Genomic DNA, 17983 nt, shown 5'->3' on the forward strand with positions numbered 1-17983 from the left:
TTCTAATTTAATTTGTTTTTCCTATTCATTATTTTCGCATTTTCTGATATAATTATTTATGATAATTATTGTTAAGCCAAAAAGGGGTGAACAAATGATTGCAAGCGGGGGATTTAGAAAATACATAGCAATTACAGGAAGAAGAAATGTTGGAAAATCATCCTTCATGAACGCACTTATTGGACAAGATGTTTCAATAGTTAGCAACGTAGCAGGGACAACTACTGATCCTGTATTTAAAAGTATGGAACTTTCTCCGATTGGCCCTGTTACTTTAATAGATACTCCTGGACTTGACGATATTGGAGAACTTGGTAAAAAAAGAATTGAAAAAGCAAAAAAAACTTTATATAGAGCAGATTGTGGAATACTAATAGTTGACAGCCAACCAAAAGAATATGAAAACCAAATAGTAGAAATTTTCAAACAATTAGAAATTCCATATATTATTGTTATTAATAAAATCGACACAATAAACAGCGATGAAGTTGAAGAAGCGTATAAAAAATTTAATGTACCAATAGTTAAAGTTTCCGCTTTAAAAAAGATTGGTTTTGAAAATATTGGAAAGGTAATAGATTCTGTAATTCCTAAAGACGATGAAATTCCATATCTTTCTGATTTAATAGATGGAGGAGATCTTGTAGTTTTGGTAGTCCCAATAGATCTTGGGGCTCCAAAGGGAAGGTTAATTATGCCACAAGTGCACGCAATAAGAGAAGGATTGGATAAGGAAGCTTTAGTTCTGGTTGTAAAAGAAAGGGAATTAAGATATGCACTTGAAAACATAGGAATGAAGCCAAAGATTGTGGTAACTGATTCTCAAAGCGTAATGAAAGTAGTATCTGATGTACCTGATGAAATAAAATTTACAACGTTTTCTATACTTGAATCAAGATACAGAGGTGATCTAAATTATTTTGTAAAAAGTGTAAAGCATATTGAAAACTTAAAAGATGGTGATAAAGTAATAATTATGGAAGGTTGTACCCATAGACCACTTACAGAAGATATTGGAAGAGTCAAGATCCCAAGATGGCTTACAAATCATACCGGTGCAGCACTTGAATTTAAAGTGTGGGCTGGTGTTGATATGCCTGAATTAAATGAAATAGAAGATGCAAAGCTTGTTATACACTGCGGAGGATGTGTAATGAACAGGAATTCAATGATGAGAAGAGTTAGGATGTTTAAAAGGTTAGGTATTCCCATGACAAATTATGGTGTTGCAATTTCATACCTTCACGGTGTTTTAGAAAGGGCTTTAAGTCCATTTAAGGATGTGGAAATATGAGAGAAGAAAAAGACTATCTTGGCAAAGTCGAAATTGAAGATGACAAATTATACGGTATAAGCTCCTACAGAGCATGTAAGCTTTTTCCCGAAACAGGCGAAAAATTTGACGAAAGATTTATCTGGGCTTATTTTATGATAAAAAAGGCAGCTGCAACATTAAATAAAGAATTAGGATACATAGATTCAAATATTGCAGATGCAATAATTTCTGCATGTGATGAATGGAAAACTTTAAAAGATCACATTATTGTTGATCCTCTTTCAGGTGGCGCTGGTACATCGGTTAACATGAATATCAATGAAGTAATTGCAAACAGAGCTTCACAACTTTTAAATAAAGAAATTGGCTATGTAAAACCAATTGAACATGTAAACCTTCATCAATCAACCAATGATACATTTGTAACAGCGGGTAAAATTGCCATAATTGTAAGGCTTAGGGAATTAATAGATCAAATAATTAATCTTCAAGAAATAATTCAAACCAAAGAAAAAGAATTCTACAGAATTAGAAAAGTTGGAAGAACACAATTAATGGATGGACCCCCAATAATGCTTGGTCAGGAATTTGGTGCATGGGCAGATGCACTTGCAAGAGATAGGTGGAGATTAAATAAAGTGGAAGAAAGAATAAGAAACGTAAATATTGGAGGAACTGCAATAGGTACTGGAATAGGTGCTCCAAAAAATTACGTATTAAAAATAGTTAATGTACTCAGAGAAACATGTAATGTAAAAATTGCAAAAGCTGATAACCTAATCGATGCAACTCAAAATATGGATGTTTTTTCTGAAATTCACGGTCTTTTAAAGGCTCTTTCAGTAAACCTATATAAAATTTCTAACGATATTAGGTTACTTGGTAGTGGCCCAAATACTTCAGTAGGTGAATTAATTCTTCCAAAAGTTCAAATTGGAAGTTCTATAATGCCTGGAAAAAATAATCCAGTAGTACCTGAATACGTTATGCAAATTTCATTGGTTGTTTTTTCTCATGATAGTTTAATAAACCATGCAAGTGCATTGGGAAATCTTGAACTCAACCAATTTTCACCTTTAATTGTTCACTATGCACTAAAATCAATTAATTTGTTAAAAAATGCATGTCATTCTCTTTCAAAATACATTGAAAACATTAAAGCAAATGAAGAAAGATGCAGAGAAAACCTTGAAAAATCTATATCAAACCTTACACCACTTATAAATATATTTGGATATAATGAAGTTGCACAAGCAGTTAAAGAATCAAATTATGATGTTGATAAAGCAATAAAATTATTATCAGAAAAATTTTCTATTTCAGTAGAAGATATTAAAAAGAAAATAAATCCAGATAATCTTACAAAATTAGGGTTTTAAAATTTTAAATCAAAGTTTTAATAAATTATTTGATTTTTTTGCTTTATGTGTTATACTTTTATAGAACACTATATATTTATAACAAAAAGGGGGTTAAATGTATGAAGTTTTTTCATAACTATCCTACTTTTTCCAAACTAATTCTAGTCTTAGTTATTGGTCTACTATCATTTTTAATACCACTTTGGAGCATTAAGATAATTTTGTTCATAGTTGGATTATTTATTTTTTCTACCATCTTAAAAAAAGGAAAGATTGTATTCTTCATATTAGTCTTCATATTTTCTATACCTTTTATATCGATAAAAAGATTTTCAGATAATTTTTTTGAATTCTACAACTTTTTTGGAAATTTTGAAGTAAGTTCAAATGAAAAATATATTATACAACCTGATAAGAAACAATTTCCAATCTACAATGACATAACAATAGACATTAAAAATCAAAATGGAGTAATTATTGAGTTTGTAGATGGAGATTCTATAGAGTTTCCATCAAAGCTTAACTTAACAACAGACAATAAAAAAATCGAAATTAACAATTATGGACATTTCTCAAAAAATTATTATTTTGTAATCAAAATAGGAACCAAGGGAGTTAAAAACTTAAAAATTTCTGCAACAAAAATTGAAATAAATGGAAAAGCAAAACTTGATAATCTAATTTTGAATGGTACTGCTATTAACATGAAAAACTGTTCAATTGAAAGTGAGTATCTGCATGTATCTGGTACTGCTATTAATTTATCCGATTTTTTCAGAGGACATTACGCTTATATCGATGGAACAGCACTTAATTTTTCTGGAACATTTGATTTTCAACAAATAAAAATTGATGGTACAAGTATAAATATAAATTTAAATATTGGCAAATTAAATAAAGAAACAATAATAGATGGCACTGCTATAAATGCAACTATAAATTTTCTTTCAGATAATCCAAAAATTCTAAATATTGATGGTACAAGCGGCACTGTAAAAGTGAAAAACTATGAAAGTGCGACTATAAACGTTGATGGTCCAAAAATTATCTTAGAGAAATAGTATGGAGTGATCCTTATGCTAAGACCTGTTGATAAACACAGTGGAATACCATCTTACATTCAAATCGTTAATATGATTAAAGCGGAAATACTTCTTGGGAAAATACATCCTGGAGAGCAACTATTGCCTGTTAGGAAGCTAAAAGAAATTTTTCAGGTAAATATAAATACAGTTTTAAAAGCACTTGAAAAACTTAAACTTGAAGGGTACATAACTTCTGAACAAGGAATTGGATATTTTGTAAGTAAAGAGCTTCAAATTGCCCCAAATATAATGGTGGAGGTAAAAGAAGCCATAAAAAAACTTAAAAGTACAAAGATAGACCTTAATACTTTGTTTATAATCCTCGAGGAGGTGTGGAAAGATGAAAAAGATTGAAAATCTCTTTGAAATTACTCTAAAAGAAAAAAGTGGCGGATGGTTTTTCTGGTTTTTTCTCCTGTTTATACCACATTTAAATCTTTTTTCAATATTTTTTATATCCAATTTGTTACTTGCATCAAAAATAAAGAATAAAAAAGATAAATCTTTTTATTACCTTCCATTTACAAAAAAAGACGTTTTCTTTATCTTGTACCTTCTCCTAGTTCTTTTAATTTCTTCAACTTCATTTTTTAATTTACTATTGATTTCCAGATACTCATTGAAATATATATTAGGGCCACTAATATTTTCTACTGCAATTTATTCTATAGGTATAATAGCTTCATCCCTAAATGGAGATAATTTTGCAATTACGATACTTTTTATTATTTTCGATGCAATACTTTCCAATCTAGGATCACCACATTTAGGTATTAATTTCAACCCTTACATTTTAATTAGTCCAATAAGGCAAGAAAGTTTAATAGGCTCTTTGTTATTCTCTTTGGCATTGTTATTTATTGCATTTAAATTATATGTAGGTGGTGAAAGTTATGTTAAAAATTGAAAATCTAAAAAAATCTTTCAAAAATAAATTTGTTCTAAATAATGTTTCTTTAGAAGTAGAAAGAGGAGAGATACTTGCATTAATAGGTCCAAATGGTGTTGGAAAAACAACAACACTAAATTGCATTTCATTTGTCATAAAAAAAGATGGTGGGAAAATAATCTTGGATGATCAAGAATTTATTGAAGAAGAAAAATATAAAATATCATATGTTCCAGAAGATAGAGTCTTCTTTCAAAATTTAACAGGAAAAGATTATCAAAAAATTTGGTCATCACTTTACCCAGAATGGAACGAAAATATATTTCAAAAGTTTATTACAAAGTACAATCTTGATTTAAATCAAAAAGTCGAAAAATATTCACAAGGAATGAAAACACTATTTCTTACTGGTCTTTCTGTATCAACTAATGCAAATATATTACTTTTAGATGAGCCAACTCAACACCTTGACCCTACTATAAGGCTTGAAATAATGAAAATAATCCGAAACTACGCGGATCTTGGAAAATATGTAATTATTTCATCACATGAAATTTTTGAAATAGAAGAATATGCAGATAAAATTGCAATTATAAAATCTGGAGAAGTTATATATAAAGACTACATCGATAATGCTAAAGAACAACACAAAATAATTGACTCAGAAGAAAAAATAACTTCTGGAGAAGTTGTAGGACTTGTAGGAGATAAAATCCTTATAAAGACAGACGAAGAAATCGGAAGATATCCAAAATTAAATGAAATAGTTGTAGGATATTTGAACAGCAAAAACAAAGTGGATATTTTTAAATAAAATTTAGTATAGCCCAAAAGCCAGCGAAATATTCGCTGGCTAATGTTATCGTTAATTAAATATTATACTTTAAACTTTTGAATCAAATCATTTAATTCTGAAGACATTGAACTTAACTCCTGAGCTAAAGCACTTACATTTTGAGTTGCTCTTGTCTGTTGATTTACAACATTTAATATCTCTTCTATTTGCTGTGATAACGCCATCATAGATTTTGAAGACATATCCATTGCACTGCTTATTTCCTGTGCTGCCGCTCCCTGCTCTTGTGCACTTGCCGCTAAACTCTCTATCTCTGTTGACATATTCGTTACTTCATCTGTTATCTTTTCAAATTGCTTTACTATTGTATCGGACTGATCACTAATATTTTCAACTAACTCTACAACTTTCTTTGTCGCCTCATCAGCCTTTATTGCCCCTTGACTTATTTGTTCTAATATTTGACCTATTTGATTTGTTGCATTTTTACTTTCTTCAGCAAGTTTTCTAATTTCATCAGCAACCACAGCAAATCCTTTTCCCGCTTCCCCGGCTCTTGCTGCTTCTATTGCTGCGTTTAATGCAAGAAGATTTGTCTGCTCTGCTATTGAATTTATTGCTTCCAATATTACTCCTATATTCTTTACTTGATTGCTTAAGCCATCTACAACACTTACAGTTTCTTCCCCCATTTCTTTCGCCTCTTTTATCATTTCTGCAATCTTCTCTATTGCTTTATCCCCCTCTTTTACTGCTCCAGCTACTTGTTCTGATCTTTCACTAAGTTGTTCAGCTGCCTTTGACACTGTTTGAGCGCTTGCTGCTACTTCCTCAACCCCACTTGTTACTTCTTCTATTGACGCTGACATACTTTGTGCTGCTTTATCTACCTCTTCCATTTGAGATAACATTTTTTCTGACGATGCTCCTAATTCTTCTGCTGTTGCCGAAAGCTCTGATGCTGACTCATTTACTTCTATTGATGCCTTGTTTATTATTGTCATTGCCTCTTTAATTAAATTTGCCATACCATCTAATTCTTTTGATATATTGGCTATTTCATCATTCCCTTTTGCCTCAAATTGAACAGTTAAATCACCTCTTCCAAACCTTATTACTGTTTCTGATAACTTATTTATTGGTTTTGAAAAACTCAATGATACAAAAGATATTATTATTGATATTATTACACCTAAGATTGCAAACATCATTATTACTACTTTTATTAGCTTATTTGTGCTTGCTAATAATTCATTTTCAGGAACTGCTACTGCCATTGCCCATCCATTTGTTGCTTTTATTGGTGCATAATATACATAATTTGTTAAACCATTATCTTCTTTTGATTTAAAATATCCATTTTCTCCAGATAGAATTTTTTCTGAAGCTTGTTCAAGGTCAGGAATACCTGCTTTTGATGCCTCTTTTATATTTAATTTCATTAAATATTTTCCTGTTGTATCACCAATAATCAAACCGGATGAATCAGTTATCCAGGCAAAAGCTGATTGAGTTATCTTAAGATCATCAAGTAAATCATCAAATGAATCAGATTTCACACTAGCACCTAATACACCAATTGTTCTATTATTTTTACCTTTTACAGCCACTGCTATAACAAATACATTTTGACCTGTTACTTTTGATATTATTCCATCACTAATTACAACATCGGCACCTTGCCTCATAATTTTTTTAAAATAGTCTCTATCAGAAATATTTGCAGTAATACCTAAAGTTGTTATGGCCTTTCCGTCAGGATAGGCAATAAATAAAGATTCGTAATACGAGTTTTTAGCAACTTTACTTTTTAACTCGTTTTCAACAAGTTCTTTCCAATCACCAGATTTTAATGCATCAATGACAAAAGTTAAATCAGAAACAGCCCTAACTTCTTTGACAACAGCATCAATTCTTTCACTAATTAAAGCAGCTTTACTCTCAATCAAACTTTTAGTTGATTGAGTAGCAGAATCTACAGCATTTGCTCTAATTTGAAAATAAGTTACAAACGTAATAACCAGCGATAATGCAATTACTGGTGTTAAAATAAATACTAACATCTTCCCAAGCATGGTTTTCATATATTCGCCTCCCCGAATAAAACTTTAGAAAATATCATAGCAAGTATTTTAAAATAGCTTTCTAAGCTTTAGAAAACATATCTTTCTAATTCACATATCACTATTACTCATATTCACTAGCTTTACACCCCAATTAATATAAAATTTATTTGCTAATTAACCTAATTATTTTAGGACAAACAGAGAGTATGACTCTTAACACTGTTAGCTGCTGCCATAGTGTCATCTATGTAATCTGTGCCTTTAGCGTCTTTTCATCCTTCTCATCTTCATCCTCTGTTTCAACCTTTCTATATACCATTCCATTTCCCCCTTGAATGTGGTTATCTTTGTACTAAAAACAACCACATTCAAGGAGATGTAGTCCGACAATATTCACTTTAATATTATTTGACCACAAAAATTACTCAATAAAATATCTAATACTGGTACAAATCTTAAAAAATGTATCTAAGAAAGCATCCTGATCATATCTTTGCTACAATTCTAACCCTTATGTATTTAACTAATATTCAATCAAGAATAAAAATAAATAATTCTACCTTCTAGGCAAATAACAGACTATTAATACACTTATAGATTGGAAAAATTGTCAAAAAAGGAAAGTAAGTAAGAAACTAAAAAGACTTTTTGGAACATTAAAAGATTGATAGCAGTGAAAATAGAAGCAAAAAAAGAGGCTTCACCTTTTATACGAAGCAAAGACAAAAGTGTAAAGTTTTATTAAATTTTGAGAAATGAAATAACAAAGAGCTAGACCATGCAGAAGTTATGCTAAAAGATATAGGACGTTCGATACTCTTAGCAGATAGAGGGTACTGGCAATGGCAGTTTGTTGAAAAAAATGAAAGAAAAGCTAGCCAATCTTATTTAAGAGAGCTAACTCTCAAGGAGGAAAAAACTAAAAATATTTTACCAGAGGTGTTTGATAATAAACAAAATATATAAATATTAATTACACAACACTATTTGCTTTTCAATGACCAATTTATACTTTTTACTAAACTTATTATACGAGGAGGTGTAGCTCTTTTTTATTCTAATTTAACCTATTTTTTGCTTTGACCAGGGTCTATTATTCGCTAGTTTCACATAGATTATAAAACTTAACATACCCCTTAGATGTTTTCTATCACATCTATTACAACTCTGACACATGATTCAATAAATTTATAGTTTGATTCATTTTTCTCCGTAAACTATTAACAAAAGAAAGGTATTATATTATCTAAGGGTTCATTAAATTAATTAAAAAGGTAGCAATTGGTATAAAAAAGAAAAACTTTTTTAGTTTTTAAATTCTAAGTTATCCGTTATGAAAAACTAGATAATTTTAATTTTTTCTTATCTGATCTTTCAAAAAAGCAGATACTTTTTGTTTAATAATTATGTCTGATTTAAAATTATATTAATTTTCCGCTATACTAATAATTCCTAAGTGTTGTAAGTATATTTAAATTTACAATATATATTAGTTTTGTATATAATATTATACCACATATATCATTTTACTTTTTAATTCTTTAATATACATGTTTAAGCTCCTGCATTTTACTTTGATAAAATTTACAAATATTATCTTTTACTTTAAACAAAGCATTAACAAGTTTTGGATCGTACAATATGCCAGACAGCTCTTTCATCTCTTCAAATGCTTCAGTTAAGGGTCTTGCCCTCTTATATGGCCTTTTACTCACTATTGCGTCAAGACTATCTGCTATCGCTACTATTCTCGCTTCTATCGGTATTTCTTCGCCTTTTAAACCTTCTGGATATCCTTTCCCGTTCCATCGTTCATGATGATACTTTGCTATTACTGCTGCTGTTTTTAGTAATGAAGTTGATGATTCTCTCAATATGTTATACCCTATTATTGTATGGCCTTTCATTATTTCATATTCTTCTTCGTCTAACTTTCCTGGCTTCAATAGTATCCTATCTGGTATTCCTATCTTTCCTATATCGTGAAGCTGTGCTCCAAAATATATATCTGCTACTTTAGCTTTTTCCAAACCTATTTCTTCTGCTATCTTTGAACTTACCCATCCAACTCTCAACGTATGCTCATGGGTCTCATCATCCCTATACTCCGAAACTACATTTAATATCTTTATCATTTCCATAACTAACTGTTCGTTTTTATCATGAAGTTGCTTTATTATTTCTTTACTTATACAAGCTTCCTCTTTAACCTTTTTGGCAATAATATTCTTTGTAGTGTAAAAATCGTATTTTGACATTAACATATTAATTCGTGAAGTTAATAATTCAAAATTAACTGGTTTTGAAATAAAATCATCCACCCCTATTTCTGCTGCTTTATCTAACATTTCTTTATCCGAATATGCTGTTAACATAATTATTGGTCCTAAAAAGTGGCTTTTCCTTATCTCTTTTACTGCTGTTATACCATCCATCTCTGGCATTAATATATCCGTTATTACCACATTTATACTATCTTTCTCCTTTTCCATTATCTCAACCGCTCTCTTTCCATTTTCAACTGTAATAACATCAAATCCTTTATGCTTTAAAAACATTTCAAGCATCTTTCTAATTTCTCTTTCATCTTCTACTACTAGAATTCTAATCATTAGTTTTCACCTCCCAGTGCTATAACTAATAGCTTGATTTCTGGGAATATTTTAACTAGCTCTTTTACAATACTAGACGATGATTCTAATTCTTTTTTTGTAGCAAATAATACAATTATCTTATACTCACGGATGACATCTTTTGTTATTTCATTCAAAACTTTGAATGTATATTTACCAAGACTTTCTATTTGTTTTAAATACTCTTTAGATCTTTTTGTATAAATAACCATAACTTTTTGATTTAACAATTCCCTTATCATTTCTACCTGCTCTAAAAAGTTTGTACCTTTCTCTATTATCTGCTTTTTTTCTTTTGCAAAATATTCCTCTGTGTAAAATATGAATCTTGTGTGTAAAAGCCGCGACTCCTCCTCAAGAAGCTTTACTAAAACTTCTCCAGAAACATCACTCAAATTCATTTTCGTTAAGATTACATCAGGTGTATGTTCTAATGCTTTTATATATCCGTCATATCCATTACTTGCTTCTACTATTTCTTGCGGTTTAAAAAATTTCCTTACTAACTTCCTTAATTCTTCATCTGGTTCTATTAAAAGAAGTTTGATGTGTTCTTTTTCCCTCACATTCTTTGGTGTTACAAACCTTGGTATCTCTACATGAAACTTTGTTCCTTTACTGACTTTACTATCAACTCGTATTTTCCCATCTAATAGCTCTACAAATGTTTTTACAATTGATAACCCTAATCCTGTACTTGCGTAATCTTTTTCACCAACAAATGGTTCAAATATTTTTTGAAGCTTTTCTTCTTTTATCCCTTTTCCCGTATCTTCAACTTCAATTATAATTTTTTCTTTTTCAACTTTCATCTCACCTTTTACACTTCCCTTTTCCGTATATTTAATTGCGTTACTTAACAAATTTGATAGTATCATTGAGTCAACTTTGTAGTCTCCAGAAAAAACTTCTTCTCCACTAAATTCAAAATTAAAATTTAGCCCTTTTTGTGTTGCAAGGTCTCTATATTCTGAAATCAATGGCTCAAACAATGATTGTTTTAGTGTCTCTATTTTCACTTCAAGTTTCCATGCTTCTATTCGCAAAAGACCTAAAAGATTATTTACTAATTCCTCCATACGTTTTAAAGCTTTTTCCATACTCTCAAGCGGTTCTTTTAAGTTGCTTATATTCCCATATATCCCTGATTTTATCAACTGCACATTTCCACTTATTACAGTTATTGGAGTTTTCAATTCATGTGATATTGAACGTAGAAAATAGGTACGAAGTTCACTCAATCTTTTTAACTCCTCTGTAGTTTCTTGTAAAGCATCCTTTTGCTCTATTTCATTCAATTTTAATTCAACTAAATATATTTGAGACTTTAATATTTCTTCTGTATTTTTGCTTAACGTATTTGTTTTAAGATATAAGGCTATGTTTTTTGTATGAATCTTTGGCCAATTTTTAAATTCTCTTGGAATATCTTTCATTGTTGAATACACCATTTTATCCTTATATAGTACAACTATTTCTCCTATTCCAAGACGATTTTTAAAAAATTCTCTGTATTTATCCAATAATATATTCATGTTCTTTTTTACATCTTCTTTTGTTTGAGAATTAAGTAATAATTGTTGCTGATATAATAAAATCTTTTGCTTCATTTCACATAACAAAATTTCATCACTTAAATCCTCAAGAGTCCAATTATATTTACTTAAAATTTTACTTACTTGATTTAATGACTTTATAAATACATTATTCGTTACACTAACCAGCATAACGATAGCATGAGAAATCAATAGAGAGTATCCAAAAGTAAAGTGTTCGTTAAAAGCATTATCTCTATACAGAATAAAACTAATTTCAGCCAATGCCGCAAACAAAAGACTAACAAAAAGACCGGCTCTTTTGCGCAACATGTATGCAGAAACAAATAATACTATAGTCAAGACAACCTCAAAAATTGATTTATATCTTGTCGTGTTTGTAGTATAAAACATTTTTTGTGGAATAAACTTTGAAAGAAGTATAAATAAAAACGTTAGTAATATTGGAAAACACAAAAATTTTGTTGAAACTTGTTTGTTTGACCTTTGAAATTTGTAATCTAAAATTGCATACGAAAATGTCCCAAAAACAAAGAGAGTTCTAGCATAAATCCATAATTCAAAGGATATTTCCATCGTGTTAGTATAAAAACCCGAAAAAAATACAACATGAATAATTTCTAATAATGCTGCTCCAAAAAGAAAAAATCCATATATGACATAATGAATGTATTTAAGATTTTTTGGAAAAACAAGAAAATAGATAAATATAAGTAGGTAGGAAAATATTGTAATAAGTTCTACAATAAGAAGATTAACAAAATCAAAATGAATGCGGATGAATATAAAAGATAAAAAAAAGATTGTAATCCCTAACAAAAAATACTTAAGTAATTCTTTACCGTTTGGCATTTCAAACACCTCTATACTATGCTTATTAATCCTAACCTAATGCCTTAACAATACTTTATATCAAAAAATTGATAAAAATTCAATATTTATTATTGTAAAACTTTCTACGTTAATGTTTACTTTATTGTTATATAATATAAAAAAAACATGAAATTTATCAAAATCTAAAAACGCAATATAAATGGAATAAATCTTTAGCCTGCCATTAAACCTGTTTTTATGAACAATCCTTTATTTACCATTTTCAACTTGGAAAAATTATTCGCATCAAGTTGGAAATCGTTAATATACTCGACTAGGGCCTTAAAAACCAAAGTGTTTGATGACCAGATAAGAGTTACAATGAAAGTTTCAAAGCAGGAAGGTTACTGACAAACAAACAACTCCCATATTAAATGCATTATTCTTATTAACTTTCACTCCAAAAACATGCATTCATTCAGACTAATATTTTTTATCTTCGGTTCAATACTTTCAGTTAAATTTTAGGAAAAACTAAGAAAAAATAACTTGAATTATAATCAAAAATTCCACGAATATTCTTTTAATATTAAAAACAAGACTTCTAAGGCAAATGTCTTAGAAGTCTTGTTCTAATTAAATAATTTTTTGAAATTCTAAAACAGCTCTTTAATATTCATCTTTGAAACCTTTTTAGGTTCGATTATAGCTTTATCAGAAGTCATAATTACGACAATACCTGGTCCATGGCCTGTTTGTACACAATTTGAATGTACAACTACTCCAATAGACACTGCTCCTTTTCTAAAACCTCCAACCCCAAAACCGCTATAATGATCTTTGATTGCTACTATATCTCCAATTTTTATCTTATCAATTCCATATTTTTTTATTTCTTCCATATCATGAGTATTAATATCATAGTCGGTTCCTGCAGGATTTGAAGAGCCTATTCCTGAACCGGTAAGATGTGCTGGAATTTCTGCAGTAACAGGAACTATTAATTTTCCATCTTTTTCCTGGATTGGTAGCTTTTCTAATAACTCTGGATCAATATTAAAGACTTTTACCTCAGGATAATCTAAAAGTTCTAATCCTTGTCCCCACGCTTTGATTTGAATCTTGTCACCTACTTTCAACTTTTCCTTTTCGGGAAAATACACTAAAATATGGTTAATTCCACCATGCTTTCCTATCACAAACCCTTTCATTCCTTTAGCATCACCAGAAATAACCTCCGCTTCATTTCCAATACAAGCCAAGGTCATACAAGTTGAATTAAGTTTGTCGTTACTATTTTTAGTTGAAACATCCGGTTCAATATGATCACCATGCATTTTAAAAGCATTATCACCCAACCCAAAATTATAAGTTATTCCACCAACACCAGGAAAGTAAAATGCATTTCCTTTTCCATCAAGAACGGGGGTTCTGACCACAGGATGTGCTACTTCAACCATTATTGAAAGCTTTACTACCTTTTCTTTATTTGTAATCATTTTTTCACCTCCCTATACTCTTTTATGTTTCCAATCACCCTTTTTGTAGAAATAGACAGCTATTAAAAATTCTGCAATATCTCCAAATGTAAATGATAGCCATAACCATATAATCGATAATCTTAATATGTAAGAAAAAATATACATGATAGGAATTTGGATAAACCATCTTGAGAAAAGACTCATGAAAAAATATGGCATATTATAACCTGAACCAGTAAATACAATGCTTATACCGATACCATATCCAAGAAAAACTAATCCAATTACACTATATCTTAAAAATAACACCCCTATATCTATTATCTCACTTTCTTTTGTAAACAATTGCATCATTTCTGGAGCAAATACAACTATAAGAATTACAAAAATAAATGTTAAAGTAGCTGTAAGCCAACCAGATACTTTAGCAACTTTTTCTGCACGTTCTATCTTCTCAGCACCAAGTGTTTGACCAATTATTGCAGAGCCCCCCATTAAAAGTCCCATAAGTGGCATAAATAGAAATCCAAAAATCCTTCCACCAATGGTATATGCTGAAACTGCTGTTGTACCATACCTAGAAACAAAATAAAGTATTATTGTTCCAGACATGTTTCTCATAAAGACTTCAAAACCATTTGGCAAACCTACAATTATAAGCTTTTTATCAATTTCTAAGTTAAGTTTGAATAAACCTTTTATTGAAGGTTTAATATTTTCAATGCCACTAAACAAAAAGTAAAAACCTATTAAAAATGCAACTGTTTGAGAGACAATAGTTGCCCACGCAGCACCGGTAACTCCTAAATTTAAACCTTTTAATTTCAAAACAGGAATCTTTTCAAACATAAAAATTGGATCTAAAATTATATTCAATATACTCGACAAAATCATCAAATTCATTGGAGTTTTTGAATCACCAATACTTCTCAAAGCAGTATTTACCGAATAAGATGAAAACATAACTGGCAAGAAAAATATTCTTACATATCCATATTCAATTCCCAGACTTATAACTTCATAATCGTCTGAAAATAATCCCAATATTGGTTTTAAAAAAACAAAAAGGAAAAGACTACCTAATAATGCTATTAAAAATTTAAAAGTTATAGTCTGTTCTATAGCCAAATTAGTTCGCTTGTAGTCTTTTTTTCCAAAACTTTGCGAAATTAGAGAAATTGAACTTACTCCAATAATTTCATTTAATGCCTCAACAACCCAAAAAACTGTAGAGAAAATTCCTACACCTGCAATTGCCTTTGATGATATTTTCCCAATCCAAAAAAGATCAACAACATCATAAAACATCTGGAAAGAAAAGCCAATTGCAGTAGGAAGTCCCATAATCAAAATTTGTTTTAATATATTTCCTCTTGTTAAGTCTTTTGCTGGAATATTTTCACCCCCAAAAAAGATTATAACATTTAATATGATATAATTCTAAATGCTAACAAAATATATAGGAAGAAAAATATGCATCCTATATGGTATTTAAGACACCCACTCGGATATTTACTTAGAAAACGATACAATTTTGAAATATCTGGAAGCTTTCCAAAACCTCCATTTCTATTAATTGTAAATCACACTCAACAAGGTACATTGAAAAATCAATAAAAGATATTTTTAAAGTCCAAAAACTAAATAAATTAAGTAAAAATAACGACATATTTAATTTAAAAAGAATATTTTCACATAACAACCTACCATGTTTATTTACTTTATTTGACATAAGTTATATAATTTAACTGGAAGTTAATCGAAAGGAGGATAAATATGAAAGCCATATTAAAAGAAACAGCAGGTCCTGGTTTTGTAATGAAAGAAGTTCCAAAGCCAGAAAAATTAGGTCCAAGAGAAGTTTTAGTAAAAATTAGGCGTGCTTCTATATGTGGAACTGATGTCCATATATACAAATGGGATGAATGGTCTCAATCAAGAATAAATCCACCTCTAATTGTCGGTCACGAAATGGCGGGGGAAGTTGTTGCAATTGGGGACGCTGTAACACAAGTAAAGGTTGGAGATCTAGTATCTGCAGAAACACACATTCCTTGTGAGCATTGCGTACAATGTAAAACTGGAAGAATGCACGTATGTAAAAACCTAGAAATTTTAGGTGTTGATAGAAATGGGGTTTTTACAGAATACGCAGTAATCCCTGAAACAGTTCTATGGAGATTTTCAAAAGAAATTCCATTAGATTATGCATCGGTTATGGAACCATTTGGAAATGCAATCCATACGGCGCTTGTAACAGATCTTACAGGTAAAAAAGTTTTGATTACCGGTGCTGGACCAATAGGTTTAATGGCGATACAGGTAGCAAAGGCATCAGGTGCAAGTCTTGTTATAACCAGTGAAGTTGATCCAAATAGAATTCAAATGGCAAAGGAAAACGGTGCAGATATTGTAATTAACCCAGCAGAGCAAGATTTAGTAAAAAGTATATATACAATAACAGATGATGGAGTAGACATATTACTTGAAATGAGCGGAAATAAAAAGGCTTTAGAAGATGGTTTAAAATGTGTAACGATGGGAGGAGAAGCTTCACTACTTGGAATCTTTGGTGGCAGTATTGATATCAATCTAGACTCTCTTGTCATAATGAGAGGAATCACTATTTATGGAATCACAGGAAGAAAAATGTTTGATACATGGAAGGTTGCAGATGAACTTTTAAAAAGTAAAAAGGTTGACCTTTCAAAAGTTGTTACTCATGTTCTTCCATTTGAAGATTGGGAAAAAGGTTTTGAATTAATGTTAAACAAACAATGTGGAAAAGTTGTTCTAAATCTTGATTAGGGGGTGTAAGTATGTTTGATTACTCTATTTTTTCAAAAGAACTTGAAAGCTTAAAAGAACAAGGCCTTTATACATACATTAAAACTCTTGAATCACCACAGGGTGCATGGTTAACAATTAATGGTAAAAAAGTACTAAATTTGTGCTCAAACAACTATTTAGGATTTGCAAATGAAGAACGTCTTAAAAAAGCAGCAATAGAAGCAATTGAAAAATGGGGTGTAGGACCTGGTGCAGTAAGAACCATTGCAGGTACTTTCTCCTTGCACAACGAACTTGAGAAAACTCTTGCCGAGTTTAAAAAAGTAGAAGCTACAATATTCTTACAATCAGGATTTGTCGCAAACCAAGCTGTTATTCCTGCAATTACTAATGAAGAAGATGCAATATTGTCGGATGAACTTAACCATGCAAGTATAATAGATGGGGTAAGACTCTCCAAGGCAAAAAGATACGTATGGAAACATAGAGACGTTAAAGACCTTGAAGAAAAATTAAAAGAAGCAAAAGACGCAAGAAGAAAGCTAATTATCACCGACGGTGTATTTAGTATGGATGGGGATCTTGCTCCTCTTCCAGAAATTGTTGAACTTGCTGAAAAGTACAATGCAATGGTCATGGTAGATGATGCCCACGGAGAAGGAGTGCTTGGAAGCCACGGAAGAGGAATTGTAGATCACTTTGGACTTCATGGACGTGTTGATATAGAAATCGGAACATTATCAAAGGCCTTCGGTGTACTAGGAGGATATGTAGCTGGTAAAAAGGAGCTTATTGATTATCTTAAACAAAAAGCAAGACCATTCTTGTTCAGTAGTCCACTATCACCTGCCGATACAGCGGCAGCACTTGAAGCTACCAAAATACTTCAAGAATCAGATGATAGGGTAAAAAGACTTTGGGACAACGCAAAGTATTTCAAAGAAGAAATGAAAAAATTAGGATTTGACACAGGGGAAAGTGAAACTCCTATAACACCAGTTATGCTGTACGATGCAAAATTATCCACCAACTTTAGTAAAGAACTTTTCGAAGAAGGAATCTTTGCACAATCAATAGGATATCCAACCGTTCCAAAAGGAAAAGCAAGAATAAGAGTAATGATAAGCGCTGTTCACACGAAAGAAGATCTTGACTTTGCCCTTGAAAAATTTGAAAAAGTTGGAAAAAAATTAGGTGTTATATGAAAGTAAAAAACCTCCGAAGGAAACTTCGGAGG

14 protein-coding genes are annotated in these 17983 nt (G+C 30.6%); 9 read left to right on the forward strand and 5 right to left on the reverse strand.

What is annotated here, in order from left to right:
• Nucleotides 1–94: 94 nt before the first annotated feature.
• From hydF to HNP65_RS01925, 6 genes are all read left to right on the forward strand, one after another.
• Nucleotides 95–1294, forward strand: a complete 1200-nt coding sequence (gene hydF, locus HNP65_RS01900) for a [FeFe] hydrogenase H-cluster maturation GTPase HydF (RefSeq protein WP_184618690.1) — start codon at nt 95–97, stop codon at nt 1292–1294.
• Nucleotides 1291–2655, forward strand: coding sequence for an aspartate ammonia-lyase (locus HNP65_RS01905; protein ID WP_184618691.1), 1365 nt, complete (start codon nt 1291–1293; stop codon nt 2653–2655). The genes hydF and HNP65_RS01905 overlap by 4 nt, the downstream gene beginning before the upstream one ends.
• 101 nt (nt 2656–2756) lie before the next feature.
• Nucleotides 2757–3698 (forward strand): hypothetical protein, encoded by a 942-nt coding sequence (locus HNP65_RS01910; protein WP_184618692.1) that lies wholly within the window; start codon nt 2757–2759, stop codon nt 3696–3698.
• Between the two features lie 15 nt (nt 3699–3713).
• Nucleotides 3714–4076 (forward strand): GntR family transcriptional regulator, encoded by a 363-nt coding sequence (locus HNP65_RS01915; RefSeq protein WP_184618693.1) that lies wholly within the window; start codon nt 3714–3716, stop codon nt 4074–4076.
• Nucleotides 4063–4629 carry a hypothetical protein gene (locus HNP65_RS01920; RefSeq protein ID WP_184618694.1) on the forward strand — a complete coding sequence of 189 codons (567 nt, stop codon included), beginning with the start codon at nt 4063–4065 and terminating at the stop codon, nt 4627–4629. The genes HNP65_RS01915 and HNP65_RS01920 overlap by 14 nt, the downstream gene beginning before the upstream one ends.
• Nucleotides 4616–5425: an ABC transporter ATP-binding protein gene (locus tag HNP65_RS01925; RefSeq protein WP_184618695.1), complete on the forward strand. Its 810-nt coding sequence runs from the start codon at nt 4616–4618 to the stop codon at nt 5423–5425. The genes HNP65_RS01920 and HNP65_RS01925 overlap by 14 nt, the downstream gene beginning before the upstream one ends.
• Nucleotides 5426–5487: 62 nt before the next feature.
• On the opposite strand, the gene HNP65_RS01930 is transcribed toward HNP65_RS01925, so the two are convergent.
• A complete protein-coding gene (locus HNP65_RS01930; RefSeq protein WP_184618696.1) occupies nt 5488–7491 on the reverse strand; it encodes a methyl-accepting chemotaxis protein in 2004 nt (667 codons plus the stop codon).
• A gap of 771 nt (nt 7492–8262) precedes the next feature.
• Here HNP65_RS01930 and HNP65_RS01935 point away from each other — a divergent pair.
• Nucleotides 8263–8439: a hypothetical protein gene (locus HNP65_RS01935; protein WP_184618697.1), complete on the forward strand. Its 177-nt coding sequence runs from the start codon at nt 8263–8265 to the stop codon at nt 8437–8439.
• Between the two features lie 575 nt (nt 8440–9014).
• Here the strand turns inward: HNP65_RS01935 and HNP65_RS01940 are convergent.
• The 4 genes from HNP65_RS01940 to HNP65_RS01955 all read right to left on the reverse strand — a co-directional run bounded on the left by HNP65_RS01940 (nt 9015) and on the right by HNP65_RS01955 (nt 15300).
• Complete coding sequence (locus HNP65_RS01940; RefSeq protein ID WP_184618698.1) at nt 9015–10085, reverse strand: HD domain-containing phosphohydrolase; 1071 nt, start codon at nt 10083–10085, stop codon at nt 9015–9017.
• On the reverse strand, nt 10085–12514 hold the full coding sequence (locus HNP65_RS01945) for an ATP-binding protein (RefSeq protein WP_184618699.1): 2430 nt from the start codon (nt 12512–12514) through the stop codon (nt 10085–10087). Before HNP65_RS01945 ends, HNP65_RS01940 begins: the two co-directional genes overlap by 1 nt.
• A gap of 617 nt (nt 12515–13131) precedes the next feature.
• Nucleotides 13132–13974 (reverse strand): DUF4438 domain-containing protein, encoded by an 843-nt coding sequence (locus HNP65_RS01950; RefSeq protein WP_184618700.1) that lies wholly within the window; start codon nt 13972–13974, stop codon nt 13132–13134.
• Nucleotides 13975–13986: 12 nt separating this feature from the next.
• Nucleotides 13987–15300: an MATE family efflux transporter gene (locus HNP65_RS01955; protein WP_184618701.1), complete on the reverse strand. Its 1314-nt coding sequence runs from the start codon at nt 15298–15300 to the stop codon at nt 13987–13989.
• Between the two features lie 432 nt (nt 15301–15732).
• On the opposite strand from HNP65_RS01955, the gene tdh reads away from it, so the two are divergent.
• Together tdh and HNP65_RS01965 are read left to right on the forward strand one after the other, a co-directional pair.
• Nucleotides 15733–16764 carry an L-threonine 3-dehydrogenase gene (gene tdh, locus HNP65_RS01960; RefSeq protein ID WP_184618702.1) on the forward strand — a complete coding sequence of 344 codons (1032 nt, stop codon included), beginning with the start codon at nt 15733–15735 and terminating at the stop codon, nt 16762–16764.
• A gap of 11 nt (nt 16765–16775) precedes the next feature.
• On the forward strand, nt 16776–17951 hold the full coding sequence (locus HNP65_RS01965; protein WP_184618703.1) for a glycine C-acetyltransferase: 1176 nt from the start codon (nt 16776–16778) through the stop codon (nt 17949–17951).
• Nucleotides 17952–17983: the final 32 nt, after the last annotated feature.

The sequence above is a fragment of the Thermosipho japonicus genome (assembly GCF_014201655.1).
GTDB classification, from domain to species: Bacteria; Thermotogota; Thermotogae; order Thermotogales; family Fervidobacteriaceae; genus Thermosipho; species Thermosipho japonicus.

What these genes read in the sequence shown, in the direction of transcription:
- HNP65_RS01940 (WP_184618698.1), bottom strand. Translation starts at nt 10,085, where the DNA reads ATGATTAGAATTCTAGTAGTAGAAGATGAAAGAGAAATTAGAAAGATG.
- HNP65_RS01950 (WP_184618700.1), bottom strand. Translation starts at nt 13,974, where the DNA reads ATGATTACAAATAAAGAAAAGGTAGTAAAGCTTTCAATAATGGTTGAA.
- HNP65_RS01925 (WP_184618695.1), top strand. Translation starts at nt 4,616, where the DNA reads ATGTTAAAAATTGAAAATCTAAAAAAATCTTTCAAAAATAAATTTGTT.
- HNP65_RS01920 (WP_184618694.1), top strand. Translation starts at nt 4,063, where the DNA reads ATGAAAAAGATTGAAAATCTCTTTGAAATTACTCTAAAAGAAAAAAGT.
- HNP65_RS01930 (WP_184618696.1), bottom strand. Translation starts at nt 7,491, where the DNA reads ATGAAAACCATGCTTGGGAAGATGTTAGTATTTATTTTAACACCAGTA.
- HNP65_RS01955 (WP_184618701.1), bottom strand. Translation starts at nt 15,300, where the DNA reads ATGGGACTTCCTACTGCAATTGGCTTTTCTTTCCAGATGTTTTATGAT.
- HNP65_RS01935 (WP_184618697.1), top strand. Translation starts at nt 8,263, where the DNA reads ATGCTAAAAGATATAGGACGTTCGATACTCTTAGCAGATAGAGGGTAC.
- tdh (WP_184618702.1), top strand. Translation starts at nt 15,733, where the DNA reads ATGAAAGCCATATTAAAAGAAACAGCAGGTCCTGGTTTTGTAATGAAA.
- hydF (WP_184618690.1), top strand. Translation starts at nt 95, where the DNA reads ATGATTGCAAGCGGGGGATTTAGAAAATACATAGCAATTACAGGAAGA.
- HNP65_RS01965 (WP_184618703.1), top strand. Translation starts at nt 16,776, where the DNA reads ATGTTTGATTACTCTATTTTTTCAAAAGAACTTGAAAGCTTAAAAGAA.
- HNP65_RS01915 (WP_184618693.1), top strand. Translation starts at nt 3,714, where the DNA reads ATGCTAAGACCTGTTGATAAACACAGTGGAATACCATCTTACATTCAA.
- HNP65_RS01905 (WP_184618691.1), top strand. Translation starts at nt 1,291, where the DNA reads ATGAGAGAAGAAAAAGACTATCTTGGCAAAGTCGAAATTGAAGATGAC.
- HNP65_RS01910 (WP_184618692.1), top strand. Translation starts at nt 2,757, where the DNA reads ATGAAGTTTTTTCATAACTATCCTACTTTTTCCAAACTAATTCTAGTC.
- HNP65_RS01945 (WP_184618699.1), bottom strand. Translation starts at nt 12,514, where the DNA reads ATGCCAAACGGTAAAGAATTACTTAAGTATTTTTTGTTAGGGATTACA.